This is a genomic window from Pseudochelatococcus sp., assembly GCF_050946405.1.
In the GTDB taxonomy this organism is placed as follows: domain Bacteria; phylum Pseudomonadota; class Alphaproteobacteria; order Rhizobiales; family Beijerinckiaceae; genus Pseudochelatococcus.
This window is the reverse complement of the sequence record NZ_JBMNUS010000002.1, coordinates 89985-102510: the sequence shown is the minus strand read 5'-3', so window position 1 is coordinate 102510 and position 12526 is coordinate 89985. Positions and strand designations below refer to the sequence as shown.

Annotated in this window: 10 protein-coding genes; 4 read left to right on the top strand and 6 right to left on the bottom strand. The window is 64.6% G+C overall.

The window, feature by feature from the left end:
• Nucleotides 1-159 precede the first annotated feature (159 nt).
• Entirely contained in the window at nt 160-831 is a 672-nt protein-coding gene (locus ACOYJQ_RS03950; RefSeq protein WP_433456606.1) for an alpha/beta hydrolase, read from the top strand.
• A gap of 91 nt (nt 832-922) precedes the next feature.
• Here ACOYJQ_RS03950 and ACOYJQ_RS03945 read toward each other — a convergent pair whose 3' ends face one another.
• From ACOYJQ_RS03945 to ACOYJQ_RS03920, 6 genes are all read right to left on the bottom strand, one after another.
• Nucleotides 923-2392, bottom strand: a complete 1470-nt coding sequence (locus tag ACOYJQ_RS03945) for a hypothetical protein (protein ID WP_433456604.1) — start codon at nt 2390-2392, stop codon at nt 923-925.
• An 841-nt stretch (nt 2393-3233) separates the two neighbouring features.
• On the bottom strand, nt 3234-4337 hold the full coding sequence (gene ugpC, locus ACOYJQ_RS03940; protein ID WP_433456602.1) for a sn-glycerol-3-phosphate ABC transporter ATP-binding protein UgpC: 1104 nt from the start codon (nt 4335-4337) through the stop codon (nt 3234-3236).
• Between the two features lies 1 nt (nt 4338).
• Nucleotides 4339-5187: a sn-glycerol-3-phosphate ABC transporter permease UgpE gene (gene ugpE / locus ACOYJQ_RS03935; RefSeq protein WP_433456600.1), complete on the bottom strand. Its 849-nt coding sequence runs from the start codon at nt 5185-5187 to the stop codon at nt 4339-4341.
• A gap of 10 nt (nt 5188-5197) precedes the next feature.
• Nucleotides 5198-6082 carry a sn-glycerol-3-phosphate ABC transporter permease UgpA gene (gene ugpA, locus ACOYJQ_RS03930; RefSeq protein WP_433456598.1) on the bottom strand — a complete coding sequence of 295 codons (885 nt, stop codon included), beginning with the start codon at nt 6080-6082 and terminating at the stop codon, nt 5198-5200.
• A 110-nt stretch (nt 6083-6192) separates the two neighbouring features.
• On the bottom strand, nt 6193-7506 hold the full coding sequence (ugpB, locus tag ACOYJQ_RS03925) for a sn-glycerol-3-phosphate ABC transporter substrate-binding protein UgpB (protein ID WP_433457174.1): 1314 nt from the start codon (nt 7504-7506) through the stop codon (nt 6193-6195).
• A 219-nt stretch (nt 7507-7725) separates the two neighbouring features.
• A complete protein-coding gene (locus ACOYJQ_RS03920) occupies nt 7726-8715 on the bottom strand; it encodes an AraC family transcriptional regulator (protein WP_433456596.1) in 990 nt (329 codons plus the stop codon).
• A gap of 210 nt (nt 8716-8925) precedes the next feature.
• Here ACOYJQ_RS03920 and ACOYJQ_RS03915 point away from each other — a divergent pair, with 210 nt between their 5' ends.
• From ACOYJQ_RS03915 to ACOYJQ_RS03905, 3 genes are read left to right on the top strand one after another with little or no spacing between them, the layout of a single operon-like run.
• Nucleotides 8926-10107: an isovaleryl-CoA dehydrogenase gene (locus ACOYJQ_RS03915; protein ID WP_433456594.1), complete on the top strand. Its 1182-nt coding sequence runs from the start codon at nt 8926-8928 to the stop codon at nt 10105-10107.
• 2 nt (nt 10108-10109) lie between these two features.
• Complete coding sequence (locus ACOYJQ_RS03910; RefSeq protein WP_433456592.1) at nt 10110-11732, top strand: carboxyl transferase domain-containing protein; 1623 nt, start codon at nt 10110-10112, stop codon at nt 11730-11732.
• A gap of 7 nt (nt 11733-11739) precedes the next feature.
• Nucleotides 11740-12525, top strand: a complete 786-nt coding sequence (locus ACOYJQ_RS03905) for an enoyl-CoA hydratase/isomerase family protein (RefSeq protein WP_433456590.1) — start codon at nt 11740-11742, stop codon at nt 12523-12525.
• Nucleotide 12526 lies beyond the last annotated feature (1 nt).

Genomic DNA, 12526 nt, shown 5'->3' with positions numbered 1-12526 from the left:
TATAATTATATGACAAAGTATCGTAAATAGACAAGCCATGCAAACACGGAACCGGGCCGGGCTTCGGCATTCGGATCCGCCGCAACCGGGTCTGTCCCGTTGCGATCGTCTGCTTTCCCTGTCGCGCGCTCCCCGCCGCGACGTCGTATATGGTGCCCGATGCCCGAGATCATCTTTTCCGGCCCCGCCGGCCGCATTGAAGGACGTTACCACCCCGCGAAGGAAAAGGGCGCGCCGATCGCGCTCATCCTGCATCCGCATCCGCAGTTCGGCGGCACCATGAACAACCAGATCGTGTACAATTTGTATTACACGTTCGTGAACCGCGGCTTTTCGGCGCTTCGCTTCAACTTCCGCGGCGTGGGGCGCAGCCAGGGCGTCTTCGATCACGGGGCGGGCGAATTGTCGGACGCCGCCGCCGCGCTCGACTGGGTGCAGTCCGTCAACCCGGAAGCGCGCAATTGCTGGATCGCCGGCGTCTCCTTCGGCGCATGGATCGGCATGCAATTGCTGATGCGCCGCCCCGAGATCGAGGGTTTCCTGTCGATTGCGGCGATGGCGAACCGTTATGATTTCTCGTTCCTCGCACCCTGCCCGTCGTCCGGCCTTTTCGTGCACGGCGAACAGGACAGGGTGGCGCCGCTGCGCGAGGTGATCGGCGTGATCGAAAAGGTCAAGACGCAGAAAGGCATCGTGATCGAGCACGCCATCATCCCCGGCGCCAATCACTTTTTCGACGGGCAGGTGGACCCGCTGATCACGACCGTCGAATCCTATCTCGACAAGCGGCTCGGCCCGAAACCGGCCGAAAGCGAAGCCGCCGCCGGCTGACCGCCCGCACCGCTCGCGGATTTTCGCGGCAACCGGCCTCGGCGCCGGACGAGAGCCGGAATCCCCGACCACTCTCAACCCGCCGGTCCTGTCAGGCGTTCTGACAGGACCGGCCTGCTTGCCAGGGAATATACACTCTCCAGAATTCGATCGGCTTCGAGGGCGGATGCATCTCGACGAGCCCTTCGGGGTCGATATCGGCGGTAAAGGCGGCCTCATCGTCAACCAGCCCGGGGGTGGCGCACGCGGTCGCGTGCGCCCGGCTCCACACGGTGTCGAACCGCCGCATCTGCCTGGCCTGACCGGCATTGTGCAAAGATACGAACACCGCAGCCGCTCCCAGCGCAACGCACACGCCCCCCAGCGCAATACGCCGGAACGGCAGTCTTCCCGCAATGGGGAACAGGCACATGACAGCGACGATCACGGCAAGATAGGACATTCTGCTGTCAAGATAGCCGCATTTGCTCCACTCCATACACTCTTGCTGGTACTTCGCGCTGATCGCGATCGGCAAATTCATGTAGATCGCCAGAAAGAGCGATACACCGGCAACGGCCCACGGCGCCCGAATGCGCAGGGCCGGGCCGATCAGGCGGCAGAGGCAAAAGACGACCGCCGCCCCGACGACGATTGCGGCCAGCACGTCGGGAATCTCGGCGGGGGGCAATCCTTCTCTCATGAACCGCGCGGGCGTCCCGGCGACGATGTGCCAGAACGCGGTGCCGAAGACGCGATCCGGTTCCAGCAATCCCCCGATCGAGTTGCCGGCATAGATGCTGGGATGCAACCACCGGAACAGCGCATAGGGAGCAAGCGCGACGCACGCCGCCAGCGCGTCCGAAACAAGGAAACGGCGCGCAAAGGATGCGCGAAACGCGGCAATCCACGTATTACCGGCGGTCCGCTTCCATTGCACCCGCGCCAGATATTCGGCAATCAACAGAGCAGTACCGAGGGCGACCGCAAATTCGCTGATGAACATGCCGAGCGCAAAACCCGCTTGCGCGGCCCCGACCGCTACACGCGAGGCGGTTTCACGCTGCCGCCGATCGAGAATGACCAGTCTCGAAGCCAGCACCAGGATGAAGGGCACCGTGTTCTGTAACGGATAGGCGTTCGGCGGCATGTTGTCAAAAGCAAGCGGATGCAGAACGACCAATAAAAGAAACAGGAGGAGCGCGACGTGCTGCCGGAGAAGCCTGGCGACGAAAGTCGCAAACAGCAGCAGCTGAATGACGTAAAGGGCGAGAAAAACAAAGCGCCACAAAGGGTTCCCGGCCAGAAGCGAGCCGAGAACATTCAGGGGCAACATCAGCAACTGGCCGATACGCCCCTGCTCGGTCGCCACCAGAACGGCGTGGTCGCGGACCGATACCAGCCCTTCCATCCCGACCTTCAGAAACCACACATCGTCGCGGGATAGCCGATAACCTGTGTAATAAGGTTGAAAAACGACGAGAACGAGCACGGCGACGAGCAGGAAGTTCCACGTTGCCGCGCGAAGATCCCCTTGAGGTTGCCCGTTTGTGGTATCACCGGCGGCGAATAAACTGGTCATGTGCGCTCATCTACCTTTGTCTCCATCACACGCCGTTTGCGCTACATCACGCGGGCTTCACCCCGACATGAAACGTAGATTGATATCGGACCCGTTTTACCAGAGCATGCCCCCTTAAACGGAATCATTTAATTGATAAGAATCTTCTGATCATACCCTTCCCTATCCTTTTATTTTCCATTAAAAACGCCGCGGAAGCTTGAAAAGCCGTGGACACGGCGCTTACGGCTGCGAGGAACGGCGCGCTTCAGGCTATCGGATTGCGGCGGATGGAGAAGCGCCCCGGATGCAGGCGCGTGACAGCAGCCGCAAGATATGCGCATCTTTCCCCAGGGAATCTTCGGAAAGCGGCGACGCTTCTTGAAGCGACCGCGTAAATCGGTCTACTCGTATGCAGCATGGCCGGCGTGTGCCCGGACATGAGACCGGAAGACCCTCTTGTGATGCGGACGTGGCGAAATCGGTAGACGCAGCAGACTTTAAAATTGGAGTGCCCGCGGGGAAATCCGCGGCGTAGAACCGCTCAAAGTCGGGGAAAGCTAACGGGCGGCACGCCCCAGGCCAATCCCGAGCCAAGCCCCCCGTGCGGGGAAGGTGTAGAGACTGGACGGGCGGCGCCTAAAACCCCTTGGTCATGGCGAAGGGACAGTCCAGACCACGAACGCCCGGCGCTCCGGGGCGGCGGCGAAAGCCGAAGTGGTATGAAAATCTGCTTCTCTATGAGAGTACGGGTTCGAGTCCCGTCGTCCGCACCATTTTTGTTTGCAAGCAGCCGCCACACCAACCCTGCTTGCGGGTACGGTTCGCGGTTTCACCTCTCATCCGCACCATTTCCCGCACCTCACGCCGTTCGCTGCTCTTGTGGCACGAGATGCGGTTGCGCCGCCGCGAGCGGCACCTTGCGCCCCGTCTCCTTGCCGAAGCAATGCAGGCGCGCCAGCGGCAGATGCAGCGTCACCGTCTCGTCGCCATGGCCCGCCCAGACGCCCGGCGTGCGCAGCACCACGTTCGGCGCCAGACCGGCGACGGATGCGTAGGCGAGGCTTTCCGCGCCGACCATCTCGACCGCCTCGATGCGCGCCGACAGGACAATGCCCGGCACGTCGGCCAGCTGCGCCGCAAGGGCGACGTCCTCCGGCCGGATGCCGACGACGCCCGCGCCCGCCGGCACGGCCTCCGGCAAGGCGGCGCCTGCGGCGCGCAACTGCGCGACATCGAGCAGGTTCATGCCCGGCGAGCCCATGAAACTCGCGACGAACAGCGTCTGCGGATCGGCGTAAAGATCCAGCGGCGAGCCTTGCTGTTCGATGGCGCCGGCGTTCATGACGACGAGCTTGTCCGCCAGCGTCATCGCCTCGAGCTGGTCATGGGTGACGTAAACCAGCGTCGTGCCGAGCGCGCGTTGCAACCGGCGGATCTCCACGCGCATGTGGCCGCGCAGCTTGGCGTCGAGATTCGACAGCGGCTCGTCGAACAGGAACGCCTGCGGTTTGCGCACGATGGCGCGGCCCATCGCCACGCGCTGGCGCTGGCCGCCCGACAACTGGCGCGGCTTCCTGTCGAGAAACGGTTCGATTTCGAGAATGCGCGCCGCTTCCTTAACCCGCGCATCGATCTCGGCGCGCGGCGTGCCGCGGTTCTTCAGGCCGTATTCCAGATTGCCGCGCACGGACATGTGCGGGTAGAGCGCATAGTTCTGGAACACCATGGCGATATCGCGCTCGGCCGGCTCCAGATTGTTGACCACGCGCCCGCCGATGGCGATCGTGCCGCCGGTGATGCTTTCCAGCCCCGCAATCATGCGCAACAACGTGGACTTGCCGCAGCCGGAGGGCCCGACCAGCACCACGAGTTCCCCGGCGCGAATGGAAAGATCGAGCCCCTTGATGACTTCGACGCCGCCGGGATAGGTCTTGCGGACATTCTCGATTGTGATGGTCGCCACTTTATTTCTCCGTCTCGACAAGGCCCTTGACGAACAGGCGCTGCATCAGGATGACGACGATCACCGGCGGCAACATGGCGAGCATGACGGCCGCCATGGCGAGATTCCATTGCGGCTCGGCATCCGACACCGCCACCATCCGCTTGATGCCCATGACGATGGTGTAGTAACGCGGGTCCGTCGTCACCAGTAGCGGCCACAGATATTGCACCCAGCCGTAGATGAACAGGATCACCGACAGCGCCGCGATATTGGTGCGCGACAGCGGCAGCAGGATGTCGCGGAAGAAGCGCAGCGGCCCCGCCCCGTCGACGCGCGCGGCTTCCGTCAATTCGTCCGGCAGCGTCATGAAGAACTGGCGGAACAGGAAGGTCGCGGTCGCGGAGGCGATCAGCGGCAGCGTGAGGCCGGCGTAGGAATTGAGCAGGCCGAGATCGGCGACCACCTTGAAGGTGGGCAGAATGCGCACCTCCACCGGCAGCATGAGCGTGATGAAGATCATCCAGAAAAACACCACCCGGCCGGGAAAGCGGAAGTAAATGATGGCATAGGCCGAGATGATGGAAATGGCGATCTTGCCCACCGTGATCACCACGGCCATGATCAAGGCGTTGCCGAGCATCAGCGTCAGCGGCGGCGTGCCGGCCGTCGCCATGCCGGAGCGGAACATCTCGCCGTAGTTGGCGGCAAGCTCGTTGCCCGGCAGCAACGGCATCATGTCGCTGAAGAAGGCGTTGTTGGGATGCGTCGAGGCGACGAAGGCCAGATAAACCGGCAGCGCCACGATGATGACGCCCGCGATCAGCACGAGATGCGTAAGAACGTTCAACCAGGGCCTGTTCTCGATCATCGTTTCACCTTCAATACTGCACGCGCCGTTCGACGTAGCGGAACTGGACGAAGGTGAGCGCGATCACGATCAGCATCAGGATCACGGACTGCGCGGCGGACGAGCCGATGTTGAGGCCCAGCACGCCGTCCGCGAACACCTTGTACACGAGGATGTTCGTCGCCCCCGCCGGCCCGCCGCCGGTGGTGACGTCGACGATGGCGAACGTGTCGAACATGGCGTAATTGATGTTGATGATCAGCAGGAAGAAGGTCGTCGGCGACAGCAGCGGGAAGATGATCGTCACGAAACGCTTCCACGGCCCCGCGCCGTCGATGGCCGCCGCCTCGATCAGCGACCGCGGAATCGATTGCAATCCGGCGACGAAGAACAGAAAATTATACGAAATCTGCTTCCAGCTCGCCGCCACCACCAGCATGATCATGGCATGGTCGCCGTTGATGCGGTGGTTCCAGTTGACGCCCGCGAACGAGAGCAGATAGGGCAGCAGGCCGATGGTGGGATTGAACAGGAACCACCACAGCACGCCCGCCACCACCGGCGCAACCGCATAGGGCCACACCAGCAGCGTGGTGTAGACGCCGCCCATCCTGATCAGCCGGTTGACCGCCACCGCCAGCAGCAGAGCGATCGACATCGAGCAGAAAGTGACGGCGACGGCGAATACCGCCGTGACCCACAGGGAATCGAGATAGGCCGGGTCGTCGAAAAGCCGCGTGTAGTTGGCGAACCACACGAAGGAGGTGGAAAGCCCGAACGGGTCCTCGCGCAGGAACGACGACACGATCGCCTGCCCCGCCGGCCACAGAAAGAACACCACCGTTATGGCGATCTGCGGCGCGAGCAGCGCGTAAGGCAGGATTTTGTTCGGGAAGATCGTGCGCTTGGTCTGCATGCGGGCGGGCCGATCCCATCGGAAGGCGGGAAGCCCGCGCCGGACCGGCGCGGGCTTCGCTCAGGGTGCCAAAGCTCGTGGTGCGAAAGCTCGTGGCGCCGGAAGCGCACTTACTTGTTGGCGGCCTCGAAGTCGCGCAGGATGCGGTTGCCGCCCGCAACCGCCGCGTCGAGCGCTTCCTTCGCGCTCTTCTTGCCGGCGAGCAGCGCCTCGAACTCGCTGTCGATCACGTCACGCGCCTGCGCGAGGTTGCCGAAGCGGATGCCCTTGGAGTTGACGCTCGGCTCGCCGCGCGTGATCTGGTTGATGGCGATGTCCGCGCCCGGGTTCTTCTCGTAGTAGCCCTGGGTCTTGCCCAGCTCGAAGGCGGCGTAGGTGATCGGCAGATAGCCGGTCGCCTGGTGCCATTCGGCCTGCACCTCGGGCTTCGACAGGTAGGAGAAGAACTTCGCCACGCCCTTGTACTCTTCAGCCGGGCGGCCCTGAAGCGCCCACAGCGTGGCACCGCCGATGATCGAGTTCTTCGGCTCCGCGATCACATCGTCATAGAAGGGCAGCGGCGCGAAGCCGACCTCGAAGGTCTTGGCGTTGGCGACCACGCCGGCGCGCGAGGCGGACGAATTCATGTAGATGGCGCATTCGCCCGAATAGAACTTCGGCGGCGCATCGTTGCCGCCCACCGGGCCGCCGTACTGGAAGATGCCCTCGTCCGACCACTTCTTCAGGTTCGTGAAGTGCTTGACCTGCGCGTCGCCGTTGAAGGTGAACTCCGCGCCCAGGCCGCCGAAGCCGTTCTCGAGCGTGCCGTAGGGCTTGTCGTGCAGGGCGGAGAAGTTCTCGAGCTGCACCCACGACACCCAGCCGGTGGTGAAGCCGCACTTCGCGGCGCCGGATTCCTTGATCTTCTTCGAGAAAGCCTCGACCTCGGCCCAGGTCCTGGGCGGCGTGTTGCGGTCGAGACCGGCCTTCTCGAACGCGTCCTTGTTATAATAGACGATCGGCGAGGAGGAGTTGAAAGGCAGCGACAGGATGTTGCCCTGCGTATCGGTGTAATAGCCCACCACCGGCGCGAGGAAGCTCTTCGGATCGAAGGGCTCGTCGTGATCGGCCATCAGCTTGTAGACCGGATAGACGGCGCCCTTGGCGGCCATCATCGTGCCCGTGCCGACCTCGAACACCTGCACGATCGCCGGCTGCTGCTTGGCGCGGAAAGCCGCGATGGCGGCCGTCAGCGTCTCGGGATAGCTGCCCTTGTAGACCGGAACGATCTTGTAATCTGCCTGCGTGGCGTTGAAGTTCTGCGCGATCTGCTCCAGCTTGACGCCAAGCTCGCCGCCCATCGCATGCCACCACTGGATTTCCGTCGCCGCGAGCGCGGGCGCGGTCAGCGCGAGCGAGACGGCAAGCGCCGCAACCGAGGTCATCACCTTGTTCGCCATTGTCATATCCCCCAAAGCCGGATGACCCCGCAACGCGCAGGGATGCATCGTCAATCCCACAAACACAGCACCACGCGCCCCTCGGGACGCGCGGCGCTCGATCCATTTGCTGATGCAATAGGCTGACGGGATGATGATTAGTTGACAGGGAGATGACGCTTTGACGACAGTCTCGGCGCATTGTGGAAGAAAACGTAAGCCGCCTCACGTCTGCGCGCGCCGATGCCGGGTAAGCCCGGGCGTTTCGCCCGTCCACAGGCGGAAGGCGCGCGAGAAGCTCTTTTCATTCTGAAACCCCACCAGATGCGCGATCTGTTTCAGCGGCCGGTCGCTGCGCTGCATCAGTTCGATGGCGCGTTCGCGCCGTACTTCGTCCTTGATCCGCTGGAGCGACGCGCCTTCCTCGCGCAACTGGCGGTGCAGGGTGCGGCTCGACATGTTCAGCATTGCGGCGAGTTCCTCCGCGTCCGGCAGGCCCGGCGCGGGGCTGTGGACATGGGCGCGGCCGGCCATCCGCGCCCTTAGCAGCATGCGCACGCGGTTCACCAGCAGGCGGTCGCGGCGGTATTGCAGCACGGTCAGCGTCAGCGCCTTTTGCAGCATCGTCCGTGTCGCCGCCTCGTCGCGCAAGGGCGGCAGCGCGAGATAATTGGCGTCGAAGCTGAAACCGGCTTCCGCCGCATCGAACCGCGCCACGCCCGGAAACATCGCCCGATAGGCGTCCGCGTGCGCGGGACGCGGGAACGGAAACGACAACGCGTTGAGCGGAATGCGCGAGTCGATCAACCAGCAGGCAAAGCCGTGCACCATGCGCAGCACGGACACGAGGCAGAATTCGCGCAGCGATTCCGGCACGCCTTTCCGCCCCGGCGCGCGGCGCTCGCGGATGGCAATGGTCGCCGCCCCGCCCCTCACGCTGAGCGCGAGCCGGATATCCTCGACCAGCAACCCGTGGCAACGGCACCAGCGCTTGAGCGCCACACCGAGGTCCGGCGCGGTGACGGAAGCCCGGCACAGCATGCCGTGGCTGCCCCACGGCAGGCGGCGCGAGAACCAGCCGAGCGCCTCGTCGTCCAGCTCGCGCATCGCATGGCCGGACAGCGCCTCGAACTGTTCGGCCGTGACGCGCGCGCTCTCGTCGCCCAGCAACGGCGGCGCAATCCGTGCCACCTCCAGGGCCCGGCCGAAGGGCATCCCGCGGCGTTCATAAGCCATTGATATGGCATTGACAAAGGCAATCGGCGTAATCGCCGCCGGCTTGTTTTCACGGCAATCCCTCATGGCTTCATCATTTCTCAGGATGGCGGAAATTGCAACCATTGTGGCGACAATCGGCGCGGAAGGCGGACTAGTCTTGCTCGAAACGAGCCGGCAACCGGCATGCATGCAATCGGGAGAAGCGCCATGACATCATCCCTCCTGGGCCTCGATTTCGATCTCGGCGAGGATATCGAAGCACTGCGCGAGGCGGTGCGCGCGTTCGCCGCGAAGGAGATCGCGCCCATCGCCGCCGATGTCGACGGAGACAACCTCTTTCCCGCCCCGCTGTGGCGCAAGCTCGGCGATCTCGGCCTGCACGGGCTCACCGTGAGCGAGGAATACGGCGGCACCGGCCTGGGCTATCTGGCGCATATCGTCGCCGTCGAGGAAGTCTCGCGCGCCTCGGGCGCGATCGGCCTGTCGTATGGCGCGCACTCCAACCTGTGCGTGAACCAGATCAACCGCAACGGCAACGCCGCGCAGCGTGCGCGATACCTGCCCAAGCTCGTTTCCGGCGAGCATGTCGGGGCGCTGGCCATGAGCGAGCCGGGCGCGGGCTCGGATGTGGTCGGCATGACGCTGCGCGCGGAGAGGAAAGGCGACCGCTTCGTCCTCAACGGCTCCAAGATGTGGATCACCAACGGCGGCGACGCCGACACGCTGGTGATCTACGCGAAGACCGATCCGGCGGCCGGGCCGAAGGGCATCACCGCTTTCATCGTGGAGAAGGATTTTTCGGGCTTCTCGGCCGGCGCGAAGCTCGACAAGCTGGGCATGCGCGGCTCCAACACCTACCCGTTGTTCTTCGACAATGTGGAAGTGCCGGAGGAAAACGTGCTCGGCGGCGTGGGCAACGGCGTGCGCGTGCTGATGTCGGGCCTCGACTACGAGCGGGCGGTGCTTTCCGGCGGGCCGCTCGGGCTGATGGCGGCGGCCGTCGACGCCATCGTGCCCTATCTGCACGAGCGCCGGCAGTTCGGCCAGGCCATCGGCGAATTCCAGCTCATGCAGGGCAAGGTGGCCGACATCTATACGACGTGGCAGGCGGCGCGCGCCTATGTCTACGCGCTCGGCAAGGCGTGCGACCGCGGCAATCACGCACGCACCTTGCGCAAGGACGCGGCCGGTGCAATCCTCTTCGCGGCCGAAAAGGCGACATGGCTCGCCGGCGAGGCCATCCAGACGCTCGGCGGCGTGGGCTATACGAAGGAATTTCCGGTCGAACGCCTGTGGCGCGACGCCAAGCTTTACGAGATCGGCGCCGGCACGTCGGAAATCCGGCGCATGCTGATCGGCCGCGAACTGTTCAACGAAACAGGAAACTGATCATGGCGGCCATCGACAGCAGGATCAGCCCCCGCGGCGCGGATTTTCAGGCGAACAGCGACGCCATGCAGGCGTTGGTGGACGACCTGCGCCGGCGCCTTGCGGAAGTGGCGCTCGGCGGCGGCGCGGCGGCGCGCGAAAAACATGTGGCGCGCGGCAAGCTGCTGCCGCGCGAGCGGGTGGAACTGCTGCTCGATCCCGGCACGCCCTTCCTCGAAATCTCAGCCCTCGCCGCCTTCAACGTCTACAAGGAGAAGGACGGCGGCGATTCCGCCCCTTCCGCCGGCGTCATCGCCGGCATCGGGCGCATAGCGGGGCGCGAATGCGTCATCGTCTGCAACGACGCCACCGTGAAGGGCGGCACCTATTTTCCGCTCACCGTGAAGAAACACCTGCGGGCGCAGGAGATAGCGCAGCAGAACAACCTGCCCTGCGTCTATCTGGTGGATTCGGGCGGCGCGAACCTGCCCAATCAGGATGAGGTTTTTCCCGATCGCGATCATTTCGGCCGTATCTTCTACAATCAGGCCAACATGAGCGCGGAAGGCATCGCGCAGATCGCCGTCGTCATGGGCTCCTGCACGGCGGGCGGCGCCTATGTGCCGGCGATGAGCGACGAAACCATCATCGTGAAAAATCAGGGCACGATCTTTCTCGCCGGCCCGCCGCTGGTGAAGGCCGCCACCGGCGAGGTGGTGAGCGCCGAGGCGCTCGGCGGCGGCGACGTGCATACGCGCCTGTCCGGCGTCGCGGACCATCTCGCCAACGACGACACGCATGCGCTGGCGCTGGCCCGCCGGGCGGTGGCCAACCTCAACCGCACCAAGAAAATCCCGCTCGACGTCATCGAGGCCAGACCGCCGAAATACGACACGCGCGAGATCTACGGCATCATCCCCACCGACACGCGCAAGCCCTTCGACGTGCGCGAGATCATCGCCCGCATCGTGGACGCTTCCGAGTTCGACGAGTTCAAGGCCCGTTTCGGACCGACGCTGGTGACGGGCTTCGCGCATATCGAGGGACTGCCGGTCGGCATCGTCGCCAACAACGGCATCCTGTTTTCGGAGAGCGCGGCCAAGGGCGCGCATTTCGTGGAGCTGTGCTGCCAGCGGCGCATTCCGCTCGTGTTCCTGCAAAACATCACCGGCTTCATGGTCGGCCAGAAATACGAGAACGAGGGCATCGCCCGCCATGGCGCGAAAATGGTGACGGCGGTGGCCTGCGCCAATGTGCCGAAGTTCACCGTCATCATCGGCGGCTCGTTCGGCGCCGGCAATTACGGCATGTGCGGACGCGCCTATTCACCGCGCTTCCTGTGGATGTGGCCCAACGCGCGCATCTCCGTGATGGGCGGCGAACAGGCAGCCGCCGTGCTCGCCACCGTGCGCCGCGACGGCATCGAGGCGAAGGGCGGCACCTGGAGCGCGGAGGATGAAGCCGCCTTCCGCGAGCCCATCCGACAGCAATACGAGCGCCAGGGCCATCCCTATTACGCCAGCGCGCGCCTGTGGGACGATGGCGTCATCGACCCCGCCGACACGCGCCGCGTGCTGGCGCTCGGCCTTTCCGCCAGCCTCAACGCGCCCATTCCCGAACCGCGCTTCGGCGTGTTCCGCATGTGAGGGAAGCATGAGCAACCTGCTGATCGACAGGAACGGCCCGCTCGCCACGGTGACGCTGAACCGCCCGGACGTGCGCAACGCCTTCGACGACGCGCTGATCGTGGCGCTGACGGACGCCTTCGCCACGCTTGGCCGCGACGAGGCAATCCGCGCCGTGGTGCTCGCCGCAAACGGCAAGGCGTTCTGCGCCGGGGCGGATCTCTCGTGGATGCGCCGCATGGCGGATTACACCCACGCCGAAAATCTCGCCGACGCGAGCGCGCTCGCCACCATGCTGCGCACCATCCACGAATGCCCGAAGCCGGTCGTCGCGCGCGTACAGGGCGACGTGTTCGCCGGCGGCATGGGGCTGGTCGCCGCCTGCGACATCGCCGTGGCCGCCGACACGGCCCGCTTCTGCCTGAGCGAGGTGAAGCTCGGCCTGATCCCGGCCACCATCGCGCCCTATGTCATCGCGGCGCTCGGCGCACGGGCGGCGCAGCGGTTTTTCCTCACGGCGGAAGTGTTTTCGGCGCAAACAGCCGCGGCCATCGGCTTCGTACATGACGCCGTGCATGCGGACGCGCTGGACGAGACGGTGACGCAAGTGCTGAAGCACTTCCTCGCCGCCTCGCCCGACGCGCTCGCCGCCTGCAAGCGGCTGCTGCGGGAAGTCGGCGGACGCGCCATCGACGATGTGCTCGTCGCGGACACCGCCGCCCGCATCGCGGATATCCGCGCCTCGGAGCAGGGCCGCGAGGGCGTGCAATCCTTCCTCAACAAGACGAAGCCGTCATGGCTGGCGCAATCATAGG

What these genes read in the sequence shown, in the direction of transcription:
- ACOYJQ_RS03950 (WP_433456606.1), top strand. Translation starts at nt 160, where the DNA reads ATGCCCGAGATCATCTTTTCCGGCCCCGCCGGCCGCATTGAAGGACGT.
- ACOYJQ_RS03945 (WP_433456604.1), bottom strand. Translation starts at nt 2,392, where the DNA reads ATGACCAGTTTATTCGCCGCCGGTGATACCACAAACGGGCAACCTCAA.
- ugpE (WP_433456600.1), bottom strand. Translation starts at nt 5,187, where the DNA reads ATGATCGAGAACAGGCCCTGGTTGAACGTTCTTACGCATCTCGTGCTG.
- ugpA (WP_433456598.1), bottom strand. Translation starts at nt 6,082, where the DNA reads ATGCAGACCAAGCGCACGATCTTCCCGAACAAAATCCTGCCTTACGCG.
- ugpB (WP_433457174.1), bottom strand. Translation starts at nt 7,506, where the DNA reads ATGACCTCGGTTGCGGCGCTTGCCGTCTCGCTCGCGCTGACCGCGCCC.
- ACOYJQ_RS03920 (WP_433456596.1), bottom strand. Translation starts at nt 8,715, where the DNA reads ATGCCCTTCGGCCGGGCCCTGGAGGTGGCACGGATTGCGCCGCCGTTG.
- ACOYJQ_RS03915 (WP_433456594.1), top strand. Translation starts at nt 8,926, where the DNA reads ATGACATCATCCCTCCTGGGCCTCGATTTCGATCTCGGCGAGGATATC.
- ACOYJQ_RS03910 (WP_433456592.1), top strand. Translation starts at nt 10,110, where the DNA reads ATGGCGGCCATCGACAGCAGGATCAGCCCCCGCGGCGCGGATTTTCAG.
- ACOYJQ_RS03905 (WP_433456590.1), top strand. Translation starts at nt 11,740, where the DNA reads ATGAGCAACCTGCTGATCGACAGGAACGGCCCGCTCGCCACGGTGACG.